Raw genomic sequence first — 20859 nt, 5'->3', positions numbered from 1 at the left:
GAGGCGCCCGGTCACCGAAGAAGCTCGGCGTTGGGTGAGCGAGGATTTCCCCGAGATCTCGCTCATCCAGGCCCCCGACCTTCGGGAGAAGGTAATCGATGCCTGGAGCTATGCGCTCTGCTGCTCAGGCTTTCACCGCATCACCGACATACCCCCGGATGGCAATCCGGGGTCCCCGGCATTCAAGAGGGGAACACAGTCGGATCACGTGCGGGGCGTGTTCCGCTATGCCCGCGTCGTCGCGCGGGACTTCCAGGAGACTTATCCGGGAGTGGCAATCGACTGGGACATTCTACTCGCGGGGGCGGCCTGCCATGATGTTGGCAAACCCTATGAGTTCGACGAAAGCAACCGCAAGCGCTGGGCCGAGGCACCAGCCCAGGCGGGCGCTCCGACCTTCCGTCATTCTGTCTTCGGCATGCATGTCTGTCTTGTCGTCGGCTTGCCTGACGAGGTGGCCCACATTGCCGTCGGGCATTCCTTTGAAGGCGATCATATAGGTGTCAGCACGGAATGCATGATCGTCCGGCAGGCCGACCACGGTTGGTGGCACGTTGCCGGAGCGCTCGGCCTGATCCGCGAAGATACGATGGAAGGCCTGGCCGGAAATCTCAGAAGCCGCTAACCCGCGCCGACAGAAAAGGGAGGAATTCATGACAAACAAGATGCAGGCCCTCACGGGCGCTCCCGCAGCGAAAGGACTGTTCGAGAAGGCGATTGTGCAGAGTGGGTCGCGCGTGGATCCGCTTGTGGACGAGGCGTCATCGCGGAAGGTGGCTGAACTAACGCGGCAGGCAACACGCTCTGCGAGTTCGGGACCATCATCCTCAACAAGGTGGGCGACCTTCCAGACGACAACAAGACGCATGGCTGCCGGACATGAGCCCGTCCGGCAGCCCGTAATCAGCAATAGGAGACTCGGATGCGACCAAACCAACGCACATGGACCGCCTTTGCGGTAGCTTCACTGTCGTTCGCAGCGGCATCTGGACTCACCAGCGCGGCTGTCTCCCAGACAGTCATAGCGCCTGTCGGGCAGATCGTCGGCGGCAGGGATGGAGATTTGATGCTCTACCAGGGTATTCCCTATGCCAAGCCCCCTATTGGCAACCTGCGATGGGCTGCCCCCGAACCTGTGGCAGCCTTCCAGCAGCCAGTCCAAGCAAGCAGCGCGGGGGGCGAATGCGTCCAGAAGGCGATCTTCTGGAGGCCTGACAAGACGGCAAGCTGGACCGAGGACTGCCTGACGCTCAACGTCTACGTTCCGGCTTCCGATGGCTCCAATCTTCCGGTGTTCGTCGGCTTTCACGGTGGCGGATCAGTGAACGGCGCGAAGACGGACTGGGATCCTCGTGAACTGGCCGCCGCTGGAAACGTCGTTGTGACGGTCAACTACAGGCTCGGTGCACTAGGCTTCCTGGCGCTTCCCGAACTGAACAAGGAATCCAAGGACGGACAAAGCAGCGGCAACTACGGCGACCTCGACAAGCTCGAAGCTCTTCGCTGGGTGAAGAAGAACATCTCCGCCTTCGGCGGCAACCCCGACAGGGTGACGATCGCTGGACAGTCGGCCGGCGCGCGCGGTGTCTGCTATGCGGTGGCCTCGCCGGAGGCGAAGGGTCTCTTTCAAGCGGCAGTCATGGAGAGTGGCCGGGACTGCCCGAGCATATCCAACGCGGAAGCGGTCAAGTCGGGCGAAAAATTCGCGGACGCGATCGGCTGCAAGGATGCGGCAGACAGGCTCGCCTGCCTGCGCTCGAAGACGCCTGCGGAGATCCTTGACGCGCAAACGAAGTCGAAGATGACGATCGCCACGGTTTATGGGGGATCGGCCCAGCCCAAGCCTGCCATGGAGGCCTTCAGGAGCGGCGACTTCAACCGTGTGCCATTGATCGTCGGCAACACCAGGGACGAAACCCGTGTCTTTATCTATGAGGCAAACGATCTGGTCGACCAGCCGGTCGACCAGGCGCAGTGGGAGAACGAGGTTAAGACGAGAATGGGCGCGAGGGCCGACGCGGCGTTCGCCATCTATGGCGCGGACGCCAAGAAGTCGCCGGGTCTGGCGCTGGGCAACCTCGACGCCGAGCAGAAGTACATCTGCCCGACGAGTCTTGCCATCGAGGCGCTGTCGAAGTGGACGCCGGTTCATGCCTACGAATTTGCCGACGTCACGGCTCCCATTCGTTCCTATGCGAGCGTTCCTTCCTCCTTCGACCTCGGCGTGCCGCACAGCGCCGAGCTCCCCTACATCTGGGGCGAGGACACGGTTCCTCACGGCTTGACTCCGGACCAGAAGAAGCTCGCCCAAACCATGAGGGCGTTCTGGACCAGCCTGGCCTCCCCGGAAGGCCCGAAGGGGCCGGTGGAATGGCCTCCCTACTCTTCCAACGCTCCAAATAGGATCGTCTTCAGGGAGGGCGGCAAGACCGACATCGTCTCGGACCTCGACTATCGCAAGAACCGCCACTGCGACCTCTTTGCTGCGGCAGCCAAGTGACATTCCGAGCTAACGAAAATACCCCTGCGGCCCGCCGGGGTGCTCACGACTTAACCTGAGGAGGAGTTCCCATGCTTGGACACAAGAACCACATCCTGCAAACCGCGAGCGCGGCTGTGATCATGCTGGCTGCATTAATACCGGCGGCTTCGGGGTACGCCAGGGAACCGGGCATCGGCGTTGTATCGACGGAAGGTGGCAAGGTCAGTGGTGTGGAGACCGACGTTGCGGGCGTCGAGGTGTTCAAGGGCATCTCCTTCGCAGCGCCGACAAGTGGAGAGAACCGCTTCAAGCCACCTCAGCCTGTGATCAAATGGGAGGGGGTGAAGAAGGCGGATAGCTGGGGCGATCAGGCGCTGCAGAATCCGAACACCAACCCGACGGGACAGTTCTGGGGTGACGAGTTCTACTATGATCCGGCGTTCCTTCCGAAGGTCAGCGAAAACGGGCTGAACCTTAACGTCTGGACGCCAGCGAAGAATCCCGCCGAGAAGCTGCCCGTCTATGTCTGGATCCATGGCGGTGGCAATCATCACGGTTACGCTTCCGAAATGGAGTTTTATGCCTCGAAGCTCGCGGCCAAAGGCATTGTCGTAGTAGCGATCCAGTACCGTGTAGGTCCGCTGGGATTCCTGACGCTGCCAGAACTTGACGCCGAAAGCCCGAACAAGGTGTCCGGCAACTACGCCATTCTCGACCAGATCAAGGCGCTGCAGTGGGTTCGCGACAATATCGCCGGGTTCGGAGGGGACCCTAAGAACGTCACGATCGGTGGCCAGTCCGCAGGCGCCCGCAATTCCACCATGCTGCTGCGGTCACCGCTCGCGAAGGGCCTCTTCCACCGAGCAGTCATCGAAAGCGGGTTCACCGGCTTTCTGCCATCTCCCATGAAGCCGCTCGAGGAAAGCGAGGAGGCTAACGCCAAGGCCATCGAGCAGGTTTTCGGCAAGCCGATGAGCCTTGCCGACCTTCGCGCGATCCCAAGCGATGACTTCATCAGGACGAACGCCGCGGACGGCAAGACACAGCTCTACGAAGCCCTACACAAGGCGACCAATCTTCCTGCCCAGCACACGATCGACGGATACGTGTTCACCACTGATTCTGTGGATCTGCTAAGACCGCATGCGCTAGATGGCATCGACATCATGATTGGCGGCACCTCCGATGAGTACACCTCGCTTACCGGCGGGCCAGACAAGTCTCTGAACGATGCTGAGCTTGCAACTGCCATGAAGACGCTGGGATACGACGAGGCCTGGAAGCAGGTTTACCGTCCTTCGGATCCAACAGAAGCCTACCGGATGAGCCTGCGGGCAAAGGCGGACTACAACCTGCAGGGTTACCTTCTTTCGGCTGAGATTGCGAAGAGGCGCAACAAAGACTTCAATATCTACGCCTTCTATTTCAACCACGCCCCACCCGGCAGGAACTCCGAATTTTACGGATCCTTCCACTCCTCCGACCTCTGGTACTTCTTCGACTCTCTTCGCAACAAGCAAGGACAAAGGTTCTGGACGAGTGCCGACTTCCGCATGGCCGACACTATGTCCTCATACCTCGCCAACTTCGTGAAGACGGGTAACCCCAACGGTAAGGGCCTGACGGAATGGCCACAACCGGTTGATGGCACGTTTATGCGCTTCCATGACGGCTATGCAACTCCACTCAAAGAGACCCAATATCCGGAGCGAGATGAGTTGAACCGTGAGACGATCATGAGGGTCAACAAACTGGATGATCCCACCAAGCCTAATTGACCTCGCAACTGGCAACCGCGCCATGTCGGCTGCGGCAACACGACGGCGCTACGCGTGGTTGCCGGATTGGAGGAGTCGGTGACGTCCGGGCGTATCGGTGAGCACGATGTGACACCACGTGCTACCCAATATCGCGACATTGCGATGGTGTTCCAGTCCTACGCGCCTGATCTGGAGCGTCAACAGGTTGTCCTCGGTTTCAAGGAGGCGACTGGTCGGTTTGAGCCTAAGCTGCCATGGGGGCCTGTGCCAATTGTACATGCGGCTCCAGACGGGAAGAGCCTTGGCTCGCCGATCTCAGGGTTGATAGGCGCGCGCGATGCCCATCCCTCAGGGCGGCTGGATGAAGCGCTCGGCCTTGCCGTTGGTCTTTGGCGTGTATGGCCTGGTTCGGCAATGGGCAACAGCCGCTTTGAGTAAGGTGACCGCGCTGGCAACCGTCTCGCGAAGGACATCGACGATTTCGACTTCACCGATACGCTGGTCAATGAATCCCGGTGCGAGAGCTGGCTACTGGCACCTTCGTCGCGATCAGAGTAACGTCGTCCTCGTCGTCGGCTCCAGCGCCGTGCCTAGCGTCCGCGCACCGCGGGACTTGGCCTTCGGATCGGCTGGACGGTCGAGGCACTGGCCCTTGATAGGCCGGGAACCGCCACCCGGCTGTCAGGGCACATCAAGAGACGCAGAAATACTCAAGCTTCAACAGCTACTTGCTGGGATAGTAGAGGGGGCGCTGATACCGCCTCGGCGGCGGATTTGCTTTCACCAATTTGAGCGCGGCCGTTGGATACCTCGTGGATGCAGAACCGTTGAAGGGGACCATATTGATTATTAAGAATAATCGGGTCACAACTGGAATGGAGAATCTCCGTTCTTCCCTATATGGCAAGCCGAAACCGGCCGCCTTTAAGTGCATCCAGCGCACGCGTCAGCAATCCCTCAGGACCATCATTTTCGGTTGTGAGGGCATGACGCTCAAGTGATCCCAACGTGGAGAACTGTTGATACAGAGCCGTAATCGGCCCTGGGTCGCATAGCGTATTTCCGCCACGAGCGCGGCAGCGCTTTATTGCTAAATCCAACGGCGGGCGAAGCACGATGTAGTGGATCGGGCTATCGATCGGATCGAATGCATCGAGGAACCAGGGGCCAACGATGCCGTCCAGGATGACGAAATAACCGCCCTTGGCATAGCCGGCGGCGACATTCGCCAGCACATTGAGCACCACCACGTTCTGCTGATGTGCCTCTGGTAGGTACGGCTCGATCGCACCGTGCTTGATGAAGTGCCAGAAATCGTCGGAGTGGAGATGCACTTTTCGCGACCCTCCCAACGTCGCTAACGCTGCAGCCACGGTCGTCTTACCTGCACCCGGGGGCCCGGTCAGGATCAGGATTTCACCACTATGATCGATCATCCTGTCAGCATTCATCGGTATTGAACTTATAAACTGCCGTCCCGACCGTGTCAGCATATGGGTCGCCGATGGAACACACAAACGTCCGCAGTGGGGCGCTTCCGGTTACTCCCGCGATGTCACATCAGGCATGAATGATGCTGGTAGTGTGGTCAAGCCCGAGGGCGACGAGCGCCCACTCCGCAGATCGTCATCGACAGTCAAGCTGGTATGCGACGCCATGTTCGACGTTCGCCATGGCGATCACGGGGTCACCATTGTTGGCACGGAACAAACCGGTGACGTGAGTGACCGAAGCGTACATAATCCTTGCGTCAGTCGCGGTGGGCGGCGGAACTCCTCGACGATGCGGCCGAGCCGCGACACCAGGATTCGATCGGACATGATCTCCTGCAGATAGGACGATGACCAGTATCGCCATGCCCTTGTCCGCGAGCTGATTGATCAGCTCGCGAATTTCAGCAATGACGCCGGCTCCTTCGCGCACGCGCTGGCGCACGGCTTGAACCAGGCCGTCGGCCCCATCCGCCACTCACCGCGCAACCTGGCCGCGGAAAGCGGGAGCGACCGGCTGTCCCAGGTACCTGAGGTGCAAGAAATGAAGCCGCCGGCGACCTTCAAGCGCGGGCGCTCGGCCAACCCATCGTCGATCGCGCGCCTGACGTCCGGCCCGATCGCCGATCCGAGGCAACGGACTGACGTCAATCCCGCGCGCAACATCTGCTTGCGCGGCGCTCATTCCATGACGGAGAAAACAGTCGTTGTCGTAGATCTTGACGCTGAACTTCAAATTCACGGATTCGCTTCCTTGGCGGCGGTACTTTCCGCTCACACAGTCTTTGGAGAGAAAACTGCCGGCGCAATGCCGCAGTCTGTTGCGGGCCGCCGGGCTCGTGATGCCACGGACGTGGCCGGTCGCCGGTCGTCTGCCAACCGGTATGTCAGCGCATTCACAAATTCGGCAGAAGACGCAGCAGGGCTGACCGGACCAGGCACCATAGCAGCCCGAAACCCGCATTCGTGACCTTGGCGCACTCTATGGGAGCGGACCAGATTTCCAGCTCACGCTGTCCTTGACGGGCTGGTGACCGGCCAGAACCTGGCCTACTTCGCCGCGCCGGTCATGATGGCGACGACATCGCCCATTGTGTGGGTTTTCGGACTGACCACGGCCGCACGTTTGCCGAGGCGCATGATGTGGATGCGGTCGGCAATTTCGAAGACGTTCGGCATGTTGTGGCTGATCAGGACCACCGGCAATCCGCGCTGGCGGATGGCCCGGATCAGGTCGAGAACCTGGCCAGTTTCCCGCACGCCGAGTGCTGCCGTCGGCTCATCCATGATCGCAAGCTTCTTGGCGAACAGTGCCGCCCTGGCGACAGCGACGCCCTGGCGCTGACCGCCTGATAGCGCTTCCACGGCGCTGCCGATCGACGGCAGGCGAAATTTCAGTTCCGCCATGCTGCGCTCCGCCTCCGCGCGCATACTCTTCTTGTCGAGCATGCGCAGCGCATTGCCGAGGAAGCCGGGGCGGCGGCGTTCCCGGCCGAGAAACAGGTTGCTGGCGATGTGGAGCGCGGCCGCAACGGCGAGATCCTGGTAGACCGTCTCGATGCCGAGCTTGCGTGCTTCCAGCGGACCCTTGAAATGGACGGGTTGGCCGTCCAGCAGAATGTCGCCGCTGTCGGGGACGATTGCGCCGGTCAGCGCCTTGATCAGCGAACTCTTTCCAGCGCCGTTGTCACCGACCACCGCCAGGATTTCGCCGGCGCGCAGTTCGAAATCGACACCGTCGAGAGCGGTGACGTGGCCGTAGCGTTTGACCACGTTGCGGGCTTCGAGGATGACGCCACTCGGGGTGGTCACCACTGGCGCTCTCGGCTCGACAGGCATTATCACCGCCTCCCCCTGGTCAGCTGATCGAGCGCGACCGCCACGATCACGAGAATGCCTGTGATCAGATCCTGCCAGAGCGGATCAATGCCGGCGAGCGTCAGCCCGTTGCGCAGGGCGCCGACGATCAGCGCGCCTATCAGTGTGCCGATCAATCCGCCCCGGCCGCCGAACAGGCTGGTGCCGCCGATGACGACGGCGGTGATGGAATCGAGATTGGCGGTCTGCAAGGCATTGGGGTCGGCATTGGGGATTCGGCCGAGCGCCAGCCAGGCCGCGATCCCGTAAATGAACGCCGCTAGGACGTAGACCGACAGGAGGAGCCGGCCAACAGGTATACCGACAAGCCGGGCGGCTTCCGGATTGTTGCCGACCGCGTAGACATGCCGTCCCCATTGCGTCTGGTTGAGAAGGAACCAGACCATTCCATAGAGGAGGAGCATGACGATGACGCCGTAGGTCACGATGAAACCGTTCAGGCGGATGGAGTTTCCCGTCCAGCCGAGAAAGTCGTCGGTGACCGCAAAAGCCCCGCCCGCCGAAATCAGCCTGAGGGCGGCGGTGATGATGCCCAATATGCCGAGGGTCACGATAAAGGGCGGCAGGCGCAGGCCGCTGATCAGGCTCCCAGCCGCGACTCCGGCCGCTGTGCAGGCAAGAACTGCCAGGGCCATGGCCGCGATCGGGTCATAGCCGCTGTTCGCCAGCTTTCCGGCTAGGATGGTGCCCAGTACGCATATCGCTCCGACTGCGAGGTCGATGCCGGCGGTCAGGATGATCAAGGTCTGGCCAATGGCCAAGGTGCCGATGATTACCGTCTGCTGGAGAATGATCGACAGGTTTTGCGTGGCGAGAAACCGCTGATTGGTCAGCGAAAAGATCACGCCGAAAGCAAGCAGTACCAGCAATGGGCCCACCGATGGCGTGCCGATCACCTTCTTGGCAATGCTGGACATCCTGCCGAAAGAGAGTGCCGATGGCGAATTCATAGTGCCCTCTGGAACGGTCGCCATGTCTGCCTGCCTCAAGGGTTGGGCCGAAAACGAACGGGACCGTGCCGATACAGATACACCGTCTTGTCGACGGCCTGTCCAGCATGGTCCCGCCGGGAGGATTCAGAAATCAGTCGCCCCAGCAGTTCTTGAGGCCCCATTCGGTATCCTTGGAGTCGATCCCTTCAATAGGCTTGTCGGTGATCAGGAACGAACCCGTATTGACGAATCCACTCGGCTTCTTGCCGCTGGCGGCATAGTCCACGACCGCATCGACACCCATAGCCGCCATCTTGTAGGGGAACTGCATGACCGTCGCGGCGATCTTGCCGGCCTTGACGTCGCGAACGCCGGCGCAACCGCCGTCGATGGAGGTCAGCATGACATCGGCTTCCTTGCCGAAGGATTTCAACGCCGCATAGCCGCCGGCGGCGGCTGGCTCGTTGATGGTGTAGACCGCATTGATCTCGCCGTTCTTGGAGAGCAGGTTTTCCATGCCGACCTGGCCCTTGTCCTGCGCGCCATTGGTGATGGCCGAGCCGGCAATGGCCGGATCCCCTTCGGCAAGCCCGAAGCCCTTCAGATATCCATTGTGCCGGAACGTATCGACCGTGCCGCCAGGCGTTCCATCAAGCATCGCCAGCACCGGCTTCTTGTCGCCGAGCGCCTTGCGGGCATAGGCGCCCTGCTGCACGCCAGCCTCGAAATTGTCCGTAGCAAACGTCGCGTCGACGGCGTCGGCCGGATCGGTCGCGGTATCGAGCGCGATCACGAGGACCCCTGCATCGCGCGCCTTCTTGATGATGCCAAGCATGCCGGTCGAGTTGTTCGGCGTCACCAATATTCCTTTGGCGCCGGCGCTAATCAGATCCTCGATCGCGGTGACCTGGCCTTCATTGTCGCCGTCGAACTTGCCGGCACGGGCGATCAACTTGACGCCCTTGGCCTTGGCCTCCGCTTCGGCAGCCTGACGCATTTTCACAAAGAACGGGTTGACCTCCGTCTTGGTGACGAGGCCGACAATGACTTCTTCAGCCGAGGCATGGCCGGTCACTGCAAAGGCGGTCCCGAAGAAAAACAGGCCCGCAACGGCTGATTTCGCGATGGTTCCGGATTTGGTGCCGGTGGACACAGGCAAACTGGACATGAACTCCTCCCAAGTTGTTGAACCCTTCTCCTCAAAGGCTCACCGAGTTACGCATATGTTTTGCATACAGTCAAACATTATGTCGCCGTTTATGTATATTTTCATACATAATATCCGTGGTAGGCGCCATATATCGGCGTGCTCTGCGCGACGAGGGGGGGATTCCGCAAAAGAGATCGACGAGGCTGGCAATCGCTCTGTTCAGGCCACCGATTTCGCTTCCGGCCGGCCGTCCGACGCCGCCCTGTTCAGATCGTGCATGGCGTTGCGTACGGTCCGGCTGTCGCTGAGCTGCCTGTAATTCTTGTAGAGGGACCGATAGGCGGCCGCGCCTGCGCGGCGGGGTTGATAGGGCGTAAAGGTGCGCGCGCCGAACCGGGCCGTGCCTTCGGCGAAGCCGCTCACCAGTTCGGCCGCGACCGCGCCATGAACCGCCGCGCCGACGGCCGTTGCATGGGCAATGCTTGGAACCTCCACGACGCGCCCCAGCACGTCGGCCATGATCTGCACCAGCAATGGATTGTTCTGGGCCAGCCCGCTCGTCAGGATGACGCGGTTGATAGCAAAATCGCCGGCCTCGAAGAGGTCGACCACCGTGCGAGCGCCAAAACACAGCGACTCGATCAGCGCACGGTAGATGCCGACGCCCGTGGTTTCGGTGGTGAGACCGAGAAGCAGGCCGCTGAGGTCTGAATCCGCAAGCGGCACCCGGTTGCCGTTCCACCAGTCGAGCGCCACGAGATGGTTGGCGCCGGGTTCGAGCCCGGCTGCCTCGCGGTTGTAGATACGGAAACTTTCCGCCTCGTCCGCACCACGCGGAAAGGCCTTCACGAACCACGCGAGCGTGTCGCCAAACCCGGCCTGTCCGGCCTCGTAGCACCAGAGATCGCGGACCGATCCATCCTTGGCCACGCCTTCGACGCCGGGCGGCAATGGACGGAACTGCTCGTTCAAAAAGAGATAGACCGCCGATGTTCCCAGCGCGCCAACGAGACAACCGGACGATACGGCCCCGACCGCAGGCAGCACGACGTGTGAATCGATGACCGCCACTGCGACGATCGCGCGGCCAGTGATCCCCGTGCGCATCCGCCATGGCTCGGATAGGCTTCCAGCCGGAGTGCCAATACGGTGCGGCTCCGACAGCCTTTCGGAAAGACCTGGCACGATCCCGTGCGGATAGCCTTCCGCCTCGGAATACTGGGCCTTGTAGGCCGCAAAACCCAGACTGCGCACTTCGTGGCCAGTCAATTGCCAGACAAGCCAATCGCCGGATTCGATGAACCGGCCGGCCTCGCTCCAGATGTGCGGCGCTTCGTCCGCGATCTGAGCGGCCTTCGGCAGCAGCCATTCGCCTGAAAGCTTGCCACCGAAATTTCGCAGGAAGGTTCCGCCACGACGGTTGATCGCGTCCGCGTATGGCTGTGCGGCGCGATGCTTCCACAGTTTGACATAGGCATGAGGCTCGCCGGGGTGAAGGTCAGAAAGGGCCGTGCCGGCGGTGGTGGTCGGCATTGGCGAGCTTGCCGAAAAGCCGAGCCCGATCGACTCGATGACCCGGCCACGCCCAAGCACGCCGAGGATTTCTTCCGTCGCCTCGAGATAGTCGGCGGCATTCTGCAGCGCCCATGACCGCGGCAACGGCGTGCCATCAGGAAGGCTTTGGGTCATGACGTCATGGCGGTAGGCATGCGTGTGGCTGCCGATCTGCTCGCCGGTTGCTGCATCCAGAAGGACGCCGCGAGCTGAACCGGTGCCGTAATCCAGCCCGATAACGTAGGTCCCGGTCATCTCGCCTGCTGCCTTTCCAACTCCGGCGACACAGCGCGGCGATGTTTCTCAAGCGCCCTGTAGACCGCCTTCTCGACCGCCTCGACCGTCAAGCGGAAATGTTCGTAGAGCATCTCGGCCGGGGCCGATTCGCCAAACGTGTCGATGCCGACACATTCACCCTCAAGGCCGACATATTTGCGCCAATAGTCGGTCACGCCGGCTTCGACGGAGACACGGGGAACGCCGCGCGGCAGCACCTCGGCCTTGTAGCCGTCATCCTGCCGGTCGAAGGCACTGGTGGACGGCATCGAGACCACACGAACCTGGATCCCTTGCTTCGCGAACTGCTCCTGGGCGGCGACAGCGAGCTGTACTTCGGATCCTGTCGCGATGACGACGGCATCCAGCGGGCCATCTTCCCGGCGCAGCACATACCCGCCCCTGCGCACAGCTTGAACCTGGGCTTGGTCGCGCGGCTGAAACGGCAGGTTCTGGCGGCTAAGCGCGAGACTTGTCGGCGTCGCCACCTGCTCCAGCGCAACCTGCCAGGCAACCGCCGTCTCAACGGTGTCGCATGGTCGCCAGACGTCCATGTTGGGCATCAGCCGGAGCGTAGCCAACTGCTCGATGGGCTGATGCGTCGGACCGTCCTGACCGAGCGCGATGGAATCGTGGGTAAAGACATAGATGGCGCCGAGCTTCATCAGCGCTGCCATCCGCAGGGCATTGCGCGCATATTCCGAAAACATCAGGAACGTGCCGCCGAATGGGCGCAACCCGCCATGCGCCATCAGGCCGTTCATGACCGCGGCCATTCCAAACTCGCGAACGCCGTAGTAAATGTAGTTGCCGCCCGAGACGGAGGTGATCGGCTCGGCCCCCTTCCAAAGGGTGAGGTTCGAACTGGCGAGATCTGCCGAACCGCCGATCAGCTCGGGAAGGAAGCCGGAAAAGGCCTGAATGGCGTTCTGGCTTGCCCTGCGTGTGGCCAGCGTTTCGGCTTTTTCGACGGTTTGCGCGACGAACGCATCCGCCTTGGCGGCGAAGGCCGTGGGAAGATCGCATTTGGCTCGCCGCTCGAACTCCGCCGCTTCATTGGGGTAGACCTCGCGGTATGTCTCGAAGCGGCGGCGCCAGTCGGCCTCAGAGATAGCCCCTCTGGCCGAGGCGTTCCACGCGTCGCCAATCTCTCTTGGGACGTCGAACGGCGCATGCGGCCAGTCGAGAGCAAGCCGAGCCCCGCCGACTTCGTCGGCGCCCAGCGGAGATCCATGGCAATCGTGACTGCCCGACTTCGTCGGCGCTCCCTTGCCGATCGTGGTCTTGCAGCAGATCAGCGTCGCGCGGGTTGCATGCGCCTTTGCCGCTGATATCGCCTGGTCGACTGCCTCGACATCGTGCCCGTCCACATCGGCAATGACCTGCCAGCCATAGGCCTCGAATCGCTTGGGCGTATCGTCCGAAAACCAGCCCTCGACATGGCCGTCGATGGAAATGCCGTTATCGTCGTAGAGCACGATCAGCTTGCCAAGGCCGAGCGTTCCGGCAAGCGAGCAAGCCTCATGCGAAATGCCTTCCATCAGGCAACCGTCTCCTGCCAGGACAAAGGTGTGGTGGTCGACCATGTCGTGTCCGGGTCGGTTGAAGGCGGCGGCCAGCGTCTTTTCGGCGATTGCCATGCCGACCGCATTTGCAAGGCCTTGCCCGAGCGGACCGGTCGTAACTTCAACGCCCGGCGTATACCCGAATTCGGGATGGCCCGGCGTCCTGCTGCCAAGCTGCCGAAAATGCCGCAGATCGTCGATCGAGAGATCGTATCCTGTGAGATGGAGCACGCTGTAGAGCAGCATCGAGCCGTGGCCATTGCTGAGCACAACGCGGTCGCGGTTGGTCCATTCCGGATTGGATGGGTTGTGACGAAGGTGACGATGCCAGAGCGCGACCGCGATCTCGGCCATGCCCATTGGCATGCCCGGGTGGCCGGACTTGGCGTTCTCGACGGCATCCATTGACAGCGCACGGATGGCATTCGCCAGGAGATCCGGGCGGGCGAAGTCCTTTTGCGCTGACAACATGTGAGACTCCGTCGATCGAGTGACGGAGAAACATCCGAACAGCGGGGGTCCCTCCACGCAAGTTCATCCGTTTCTCCAGATGACATCCTCTTACCCATCGATAAATCCTCAAGTCAACGTATTATTGTATAATGCTATACAAAAGGTATGCCACTTTGTTGAGAACACACCTTTATCTCCTGTGGGTTTATGGCTAAATCTCAGGGCAAACGGGGACGTGCGGAATGGTCAGGACAAATGGTACGGCGGAGCATCCCGCCCTTGCAAACAGCGGTGAAATTCTCTCGCTGATTGCCACCGGCGCCGCCACGTCCCGGTCGGCGTTGCTCGACGCGTCGGGATTGTCACGAGTGACCGTCACCCAGCGCCTGAATGCGCTAATCGACGCAGGTCTGATCCGCGAGACGGCGCGCACTATGCCGAGTGGCGGTAGGCCAACGCGCGTGCTGGGGATCAATGAACGGGCGGGCTTCTTTCTCGTCGCCAATATCGGCGAAACCTACATCCATCTTGCCGCCATGGACCTCGAACCCGCTGTCATCTCGCAAAGTACAATACCGTTTAACGCGTCGGACGGACCGGCGGTTTCCCTTGAGCAGATTGCCGACGGGTTCGACATCCTCGCAGCGAAGGCCCGGACCAGCCATGGCTCGCTTTTTGGAGTCAGCCTCAGCATGCCCACGCCGGTCGATTTCAAACGCGGCCGCGTCGTCGGTCCTTCGGTGCTTCACGGGTGGGATGAATTCGACATCATCAGCTGGCTGCGCGGTCGCTTCGATGTGCCAATCTATGTCGAAAACGACGTGAACCTCATGGCGATCCACGAGCATCGCCAGAACTTTCCGCATGTCGATGACATGTTCTTCATCAAAGCTGGAACGGGTATCGGGAGCGGCATCATCGCCGGCGGCACGATCTTTCGTGGCGCCCAGGGCGCGGCTGGCGACATCGGCCATATCCAGTTCAACTCCGAGAACCCGCCCTTGTGCCGCTGTGGCAAGCTCGGTTGTGTCGAAGCCCGCGCCGGCGGCTGGGCGATTGCCCGGGATCTCTCGAGCAAAGGCTTCAAGGCGGAGAACGCACGAGATGTCATATCGCTCGTCGAAATACAGAAGCCGGAAGCCCTGATGCTTCTGCGCAGCGCTGGGCGGGTGATCGGCGAAGTCGCCTCAGATGTCGTCAGTATTCTCAACCCAAACCTGATCGTGGTGGGCGGCACACTCGCCAAGGGTGGAGAATTTCTGTTGTCGGGTATCCGCGAACTCGTCTACCAGCGATGCCTTCCACTTGCCACGCGCGAGTTGCAGATCGTGCTTGCCAACCCGCAGAAGGATAGTGCCCTTTTTGGCGCTGCCTATCTGGCGCTTGAGGATATCTTCAGCCTCGGGAAAGTGGAGGAACTCATCGATCGACTTGCCATCGGCCGCGCCAATCCACTTTCACAAAGCGGCAGGATTTCCGGATGACGCTTTTTCAGGTGACGCCCATGATCATCGCGACAAGATCCTTCTGAACGCCTTGGCGTACAGTCATCTCGCCGACGCTTCGGCCTTGCCGCATGACGACAGCACGATCCGCCACGCGCACGACGTGGTCCATGTTGTGGCTTACAATAATGACTGACAGGCCTCGCTCCGGCAGGCGTCTTACCATCGTCAATATCTCGTCGGATTCGCGCACACCAAGTGCCGCCGTGGGTTCATCCAGAATGACCACTCGGCGGGCGAACGCCACCGCCCGTGCAACTGCCACAGCTTGACGCTGGCCGCCCGACATCAGTCCGATCTCCTGGGAGGGTGAGACATGGCTGACGCTTAGCGCGCTCGCATGCTCCCGCCACTGTCTCTGCTCTTGTCCGGCGGAAAAGAAGCCCAGCGGACCAAGCCAGCGTGGCCACGTCTGCTCGCGTCCGATCAGGAAGTTGTCGGAGACGGTCAGATTGTCGAAAACAGCAAGATCCTGAAATACGGTCTCGATGCCCGATGCACGCGCGTCGGCGGGCGAACGCAGCCGCAGTGGGCGTCCGTCAAGCTCGATGTCACCGGAATCCAGCGTCACGATGCCGGTGATCGCCTTGATCAGTGTCGATTTTCCGGCACCGTTGTCGCCGAGCAAGGCAACAATCTCGCCCTCATGAAGGTCAAGCGACGCACCAGCCAGCGCCGTGACGAACCCGTAGGCCTTGCGCGCGTCCCGCACCGAGAGAACCAGACGCGCATCGGTGGCCATGTTGGAAATGCTGTCGGACGAGGCGACACTCATTGGCTCACCTGCCTGGCGCGCAGCGTTCGAATGCGCGTCTCGATGTGTTTGCGCAAGACATCGAGCTCAAGAGCCAGCAGTATGCCGATGCCGATTGCCACCGACGACCAGAACGGAGAGACGTCGAGTTGCTGAAGGCCGCTGCGGATGGTGGCGATGATGAGCGCGCCGAACAGCACATTGGTTATGCTGCCGCGACCGCCGAAGAGACTTGCCCCGCCGACAACCACCGCCGTGATGGCGTCCAGTTCGTAGCCGATGCCGGAAAGAGGTGAAGCCGACCCTGTCCGTCCGTGATACAGCATGCCTGCAATGCCCGCTGTGGTGCCACAAATGGCATAGGCGCTCATGATCAGCCTGTCGCGCGGAAGTCCAACCCATTGCGCGACATCGGGATTGCCACCAACCGCATAGAGCCAGCGGCCCCATTGCGTCCGCCGCAACATGAGCCAGAACAGCCCGGCAAGGATCAGGACCATCAACGCACCGGCAGGTATGCCCAGCACCTTGCCGTTTGCCAGCCAGTGCACGGCAGGCGAAACACCCACGAGCGTGTTGCCGCCACTGATGAGCAAGGCGACACCGGCAACGATGCCAAGCATCGCCACGGTGACCACGAGGGGCTGCGGAATGCCGCCTTTAACGATGAGGAAGCCGTTGATCAGTCCGACAATCAGACCAATAAGCGGATAGATGACCAGCGCAACAGAGCTGGGCTGATCGACACCGGTCAACGTGGCAACCGTTACGACACTCAGCGCTATAACGCTGCCGACGGAAACATCGACACCGCGGACCAGGATCACGAGGAATTGCCCCAGGCCCAAGGCGCAGACAATCGCGCTTTGGGCCAGGAGATTCTGGAGATTGCGCACCGATATGAAATGCGGGGCAAGCAAGCCGAATGCCACGACCAGGGTTACGAGAATTATGATCGGGCCGGCCTGCAGCAGCCATAGCAAGACAGAGAGGTGGTCGCGGCGTCCCACCGTGCCAGGCGACTTCCCCGCATTGTCGACATGCGCTTCCATCGGTGGCGCTTATTTCACGACGTCATCAACGTTGCCGGCCACAACGTCGGAGACCGTCTTCAGCATGCTACCAGCATTCTCCGAGGTTTGGACGGGCTGCGCCGGCACCACCACAACCTTTTCAACGTTCTTGCCCCGGACCAGGTCAGCGGTGGTGTCCGTGGCTGTTCTGGCGATCACCTCGAAGGGATAAGGCACCGTGAACTTCCAGTTCTTGTTGCCCGCAGCGATCGCCTTGAGCGCATACTCCTGGCCGCCGACCGAACCAACGATGACATTGGAGCCAGCTGCCTCGAGCGCCTGCAGCGTGCCCTGTGCCGAGACGTCAAAGATGTCGTAGATGCCGATCAGATTTGGATGCGCGTTCAACATGCCCTCGGCAATCGTGCGCGATTTCTCTGGGTCGCAACGGGCGTCGCCCTCGGCAACTATGCTGAACTTCGTCCCCTTCAACGCGTCCTTGAAAGCATTGATAAACGCGTCGGTATCCGCCAGGCCCGCGATACAGCGGATGACGCCAATCTCGCCTCCCGCGGGGAGTTGTTTGGCAAACTCCTGCACGACTGCCTTCTCGGCCCCGACCGGATCATAATTCACCTGTGCCGTCAGGTCGTCGATCGGCGGCGGCGCTCCGTCGAAGGACAGCACCTTGATGCCTTGCTTGGTCGCATCGTTGAGTGCGCTCACCAGTTCCTTGGAGGTGGCACCGGTATTGACGCCGATAACCTTGTAGCCTTCAGCGGGAGCGTTCACGATCTCTTGAATGAAGAAATTAACGTCGCCGCGCGAGGTGCCCGATTTGACGTCGATTTGGACATCTTCAATCTTGCCCGCCCGGCCTTTGGCAACATTGTACTGGCGAACATAGGCTTGATCGCCGAGGTACGAAAAGAGCATCAGCCCTTTGGGCTTATCCCCTGCAAAAGCGCTAAAGGCGACGCAGCAGCCTGCTGCAAGCAGGGTCGCAACGGAAGCGTGCAAAGCCAGCTTCGATCTCATTTTGATATCTCCTCCCTGGGTGTCGAGGCCTCTTCCCGACGTCAGCCTCCGTATGACGATATGCCACCTCGCGCAATATGTCTATGTTTATCTAAATTACAGGGCAATTTTGTTTATTTATAAACATAACAAATGCGATCGGGCTGATCCGCCGCCCGAGAGCTCTGAGGCTGAATCGGCGGGATTCCCCTTAGGCAAATCAGCTTGAACTAAACCGCTGCCGCGGTAGCTGATGCGCGGGTCTGGCCTGAGTAGGCCCCCCTTGCGCCGCCGGCAGATTGTCCATTGGTGCGTGATCGCGCGGACCAAACCTGCTGCCGCGCAAACAATCGGACATTTCTTAGATTAGCACTTCCATTTTTTTGCGAATTATGTGCCGCCAAATGTTGAAAGTGCTGCTAGATCAATCTCGGTAATGTGCCAGCGGCCAAGATTTGCGGTATAGAGCTTCTCGCCCTTGAAGGCGATGTTGGTGGGGTGCGCCAGCGTGGTCGCCGCCGGATCCTCGATCAGCACTTCGAGTCCTCTGTCCTTTCGCCAGCGATAGATCCGGCTCGGCTCATAGCATGAGATGAACAGCGAGCCGTCAGGCGCGAAGGCGACGCCATCGGGAACATTGTGCACTCCTTCGACGACAACCTCGCGCACTCCTGCCGCGCCGTCGGCGAGGATCGGCACACGGCTGATGCAGGATGCGTTGCTTTCCACGACATAGAGGCCCTTGCCGTCCGGCGCCATGGCCATGCCATTGGCGAAGGACATGGGCTGACCGCACCACAGGCCGCCCTCGCCCGTTTTCAGGTCGTATCGAAAAATGCCCGAGAGACTGTCTTCGCCGACGCTGTCCGACACGTAGAGCCAACCCCTCGCTTCGTCGACGATGGGATAGTTCGGCACGCGGATGCCGGACGAGGCGAAGCGCTCCATCCGCCCGCTCGCCGCATCCCGGCGAAAGATCGCGGCATGCCTTAGGTCGCAGGCAAAACAGTTGCCCGCGCTGTCGAAGGCAATGCCAAGCAGGAAGCCCTCCGTGCCGCCCATGCGCTCGACCGCGCCGCCATCGGCGGCCAGCCGCAGGAGATCGCCGGTTTCGGTGCCGCACCAGATCGACCCATCCTGGTGAACGGCCACGCCCTCCGGATGCGCGACGCGAGGGCTGGTGAAGATGCCGTCGAAGAAAACGCGCGCGGCGGACATGTCGAGCAATGGCTTTGCCATGAAGCGCTCCTCAGCTTAAGACTGCGATCTCTGTGCGGCGATGCAGCGATCGACCATCGCGCGGTCGGCGGTGAGGATCTCGGCGATCAGCGCACCGCGTTCCTTGGCGCTGACAAATTCGAGGCGACGCAGGCCAAGCGGATCGATGCGATTGCGCAGAACAGCGAGCGCATCGCTCGAAGGCAGCGGGACCTCCCCGCAATCGGCGTCGAAGGTCACCGCAAACCCGGTGGCGTCGCGGATCTGCTGGCGCGTGACACCTGGCATGGTCTCGAGGACGATCAATTCCCGCGATATCCGGTCGAGGCGGAAGACGCAGAGATCGGTGAACACCAGCGCCTGGCCGGTGCGATAGCCCATCGGCTCCCGCTCTGCCGGGGTCAGTAGTCCGCGGGCGGAACTCGCGATCTCCACCTCATCCACCAGCGACTGGACCGAATGACGAGGAATGTAGAGCAAATAGTCGCGGTGCATGTTGGCGACATCGGCCATGCCGCCTTGCCCTGGCAACCGGATCAGGCCGCCGCTCGGTTTGCGCAGCGCGATGTTGTTGACGCGGCCGCGCCGGTCGACCTGCGCTGCGCCGACGATTTCATGTGTCACGGCACCCGCCTGATAGTAGGTCGAATAGGTGTCGTCGCCACCGGCATGCGCCGCCGCCGTTTCGCAATCCAGGCTTTCGATCAGCGACAGGATCATCGGGCTCGGCGCGATGTCGAGGTGGCCGCAACTCATCGTCGCGATGATCATGTCCGGCGCGTGCGTCGCCTTTGCCAGCCGGTAGGCGACATTGGCCAGCGGCGAGACGGCACCCGCGCTGGCAAAGCTTTCATTGTCGAGCTCGGCGGCGATCCGAGCGGCGATGATCTCGTCGACGGATGCTTTCTCCTCACCATGTGCGAGCGCCGGCATTGCGAGAGCCGTTTTGGCGCGAACCTTCGCGGCCTTTTGCAGCGGCTTCGGCACGCCATCAGAGGGCAGCCGCAGACTGTCCGCCAAGGGCGTTTCCCTGGCCGCCAATGCCTGCGACAGCGCCTGATAATCGGTGACATAGAATGGCAGGCACGAGGCCGGGTAGGCACCGCTCGGCATAAGCGCTATGGCCGAAACCTGATTGCGGGTCAGCACGCTCTGGCGCCCGTCCTGCCGCAGCGCCCCGACCGGGACGACCTCCTCGACCGTGACCAGCACCTTGCGCGCTGCACCCGCCATCGCGAAGTCCAATGCACGCGGCCCAATGATCTGCACATTGCCGCTTTCGTCCGCGCGCTGTGCGTGGACGACGAACGTGTCAAGACGCAGCGGCGGGATAAATCCCATATGTGTTCCGGCAATCGGATCGGGCATGGCGTTCGCACCCGGCAAACGCGACAGCATGTCCGACCCTTCCGGAAGCTGGAACGGCATGAACGGCAGATTCTGCTGTGCCGCCCGCAGCGCCTGGATCATGGCCAGTGCCGTCCAATCGCGAACCGGTATCGCTCCGCTTTCGGCGGCGGCACGGAACCTCGGCGGCAGGCCGAAAATATCGAGACTGGAGAAGCAGAGGTCGACTTCCGCCACCGCATCCGCTTCGAGCAGCAGCTCGAGCGGCAAGCCGCCCGCCCAGCAAACATAGTGCAAATTCTTGACGCCCGACTGGGCTATCGCACCCAGTAATGCGATCGGCAGCCGAGCGAAATGGTGACCGCCGACGCCAAGCGAGTCGCCTTGGCCGACCATTGCGGCCAGCCCTTCGACATCAGTGAAACGCGGCCAGTTCGACTTGACCAGGGACATTGCGGCACGATC

The 20859-nt window shown here is 61.3% G+C and carries 17 protein-coding genes and 1 pseudogene; 5 read left to right on the top strand and 13 right to left on the bottom strand.

Features of this window, described 5'->3' with window-relative positions; translation table 11 throughout:
* Positions 1-34 precede the first annotated feature (34 nt).
* From NKJ64_RS16390 to NKJ64_RS16380, 3 genes are all read left to right on the top strand, one after another.
* Positions 35-625 carry an HD domain-containing protein gene (locus tag NKJ64_RS16390; protein WP_352462952.1) on the top strand — a complete coding sequence of 197 codons (591 nt, stop codon included), beginning with the start codon at positions 35-37 and terminating at the stop codon, positions 623-625.
* A 297-nt stretch (positions 626-922) separates the two neighbouring features.
* Entirely contained in the window at positions 923-2500 is a 1578-nt protein-coding gene (locus tag NKJ64_RS16385; protein WP_352462951.1) for a carboxylesterase/lipase family protein, read from the top strand.
* A 71-nt stretch (positions 2501-2571) separates the two neighbouring features.
* The gene (locus NKJ64_RS16380) at positions 2572-4260 is read left to right on the top strand and encodes a carboxylesterase/lipase family protein (RefSeq protein ID WP_352462950.1); all 1689 of its coding nucleotides are present in this window, start codon (positions 2572-2574) and stop codon (positions 4258-4260) included.
* Positions 4261-4434: 174 nt separating this feature from the next.
* Here NKJ64_RS16380 and NKJ64_RS30510 read toward each other — a convergent pair.
* From NKJ64_RS30510 to NKJ64_RS16365, 3 genes and pseudogenes are all read right to left on the bottom strand, one after another.
* Positions 4435-4659: pseudogene (locus tag NKJ64_RS30510) on the bottom strand (integrase core domain-containing protein); the annotation flags it as partial.
* Between the two features lie 479 nt (positions 4660-5138).
* A complete protein-coding gene (locus NKJ64_RS16370; protein WP_502902871.1) occupies positions 5139-5693 on the bottom strand; it encodes an AAA family ATPase in 555 nt (184 codons plus the stop codon).
* A 175-nt stretch (positions 5694-5868) separates the two neighbouring features.
* Positions 5869-6177: a hypothetical protein gene (locus tag NKJ64_RS16365; RefSeq protein WP_352462948.1), complete on the bottom strand. Its 309-nt coding sequence runs from the start codon at positions 6175-6177 to the stop codon at positions 5869-5871.
* A 3-nt stretch (positions 6178-6180) separates the two neighbouring features.
* On the opposite strand from NKJ64_RS16365, the gene NKJ64_RS16360 reads away from it, so the two are divergent.
* The gene (locus NKJ64_RS16360; protein ID WP_352462947.1) at positions 6181-6702 is read left to right on the top strand and encodes a hypothetical protein; all 522 of its coding nucleotides are present in this window, start codon (positions 6181-6183) and stop codon (positions 6700-6702) included.
* Positions 6703-6782: 80 nt separating this feature from the next.
* Here NKJ64_RS16360 and NKJ64_RS16355 read toward each other — a convergent pair whose 3' ends face one another.
* The 5 genes from NKJ64_RS16355 to tkt form a co-directional block, all read right to left on the bottom strand.
* The gene (locus NKJ64_RS16355; protein WP_352462946.1) at positions 6783-7571 is read right to left on the bottom strand and encodes an ATP-binding cassette domain-containing protein; all 789 of its coding nucleotides are present in this window, start codon (positions 7569-7571) and stop codon (positions 6783-6785) included.
* A gap of 2 nt (positions 7572-7573) precedes the next feature.
* Positions 7574-8584: an ABC transporter permease gene (locus NKJ64_RS16350; protein ID WP_352462945.1), complete on the bottom strand. Its 1011-nt coding sequence runs from the start codon at positions 8582-8584 to the stop codon at positions 7574-7576.
* A 109-nt stretch (positions 8585-8693) separates the two neighbouring features.
* Positions 8694-9710, bottom strand: coding sequence for a substrate-binding domain-containing protein (locus NKJ64_RS16345; RefSeq protein ID WP_352462944.1), 1017 nt, complete (start codon positions 9708-9710; stop codon positions 8694-8696).
* Positions 9711-9911: 201 nt separating this feature from the next.
* Positions 9912-11501, bottom strand: a complete 1590-nt coding sequence (locus NKJ64_RS16340) for an FGGY-family carbohydrate kinase (RefSeq protein WP_352462943.1) — start codon at positions 11499-11501, stop codon at positions 9912-9914.
* Positions 11498-13558: a transketolase gene (gene tkt, locus NKJ64_RS16335; protein ID WP_352462942.1), complete on the bottom strand. Its 2061-nt coding sequence runs from the start codon at positions 13556-13558 to the stop codon at positions 11498-11500. Before tkt ends, NKJ64_RS16340 begins: the two co-directional genes overlap by 4 nt.
* Before the next feature lie 224 nt (positions 13559-13782).
* Between tkt and NKJ64_RS16330 the strand changes: the two genes are divergently transcribed.
* Positions 13783-15024 carry an ROK family transcriptional regulator gene (locus NKJ64_RS16330; RefSeq protein WP_352462941.1) on the top strand — a complete coding sequence of 414 codons (1242 nt, stop codon included), beginning with the start codon at positions 13783-13785 and terminating at the stop codon, positions 15022-15024.
* A gap of 7 nt (positions 15025-15031) precedes the next feature.
* On the opposite strand, the gene NKJ64_RS16325 is transcribed toward NKJ64_RS16330, so the two are convergent.
* The 5 genes from NKJ64_RS16325 to NKJ64_RS16305 form a co-directional block, all read right to left on the bottom strand.
* The gene (locus tag NKJ64_RS16325; RefSeq protein ID WP_352462940.1) at positions 15032-15820 is read right to left on the bottom strand and encodes an ATP-binding cassette domain-containing protein; all 789 of its coding nucleotides are present in this window, start codon (positions 15818-15820) and stop codon (positions 15032-15034) included.
* Positions 15817-16851, bottom strand: coding sequence for an ABC transporter permease (locus NKJ64_RS16320; RefSeq protein WP_352462939.1), 1035 nt, complete (start codon positions 16849-16851; stop codon positions 15817-15819). Before NKJ64_RS16320 ends, NKJ64_RS16325 begins: the two co-directional genes overlap by 4 nt.
* Before the next feature lie 9 nt (positions 16852-16860).
* A complete protein-coding gene (locus NKJ64_RS16315; RefSeq protein ID WP_352462938.1) occupies positions 16861-17850 on the bottom strand; it encodes a sugar ABC transporter substrate-binding protein in 990 nt (329 codons plus the stop codon).
* A 369-nt stretch (positions 17851-18219) separates the two neighbouring features.
* Entirely contained in the window at positions 18220-19068 is an 849-nt protein-coding gene (locus NKJ64_RS16310) for an SMP-30/gluconolactonase/LRE family protein (protein ID WP_352462937.1), read from the bottom strand.
* 15 nt (positions 19069-19083) lie between these two features.
* Positions 19084-20847 (bottom strand): CoA-transferase, encoded by a 1764-nt coding sequence (locus NKJ64_RS16305; protein WP_352462936.1) that lies wholly within the window; start codon positions 20845-20847, stop codon positions 19084-19086.
* Positions 20848-20859 lie beyond the last annotated feature (12 nt).

It is taken from the genome of Mesorhizobium sp. M0062 (assembly GCF_040323125.1).
Taxonomy (GTDB): Bacteria; Pseudomonadota; Alphaproteobacteria; order Rhizobiales; family Rhizobiaceae; genus Mesorhizobium.
Note: the sequence above shows the minus strand (reverse complement) of the source record. Positions and strands in the feature narration are given on the sequence as shown.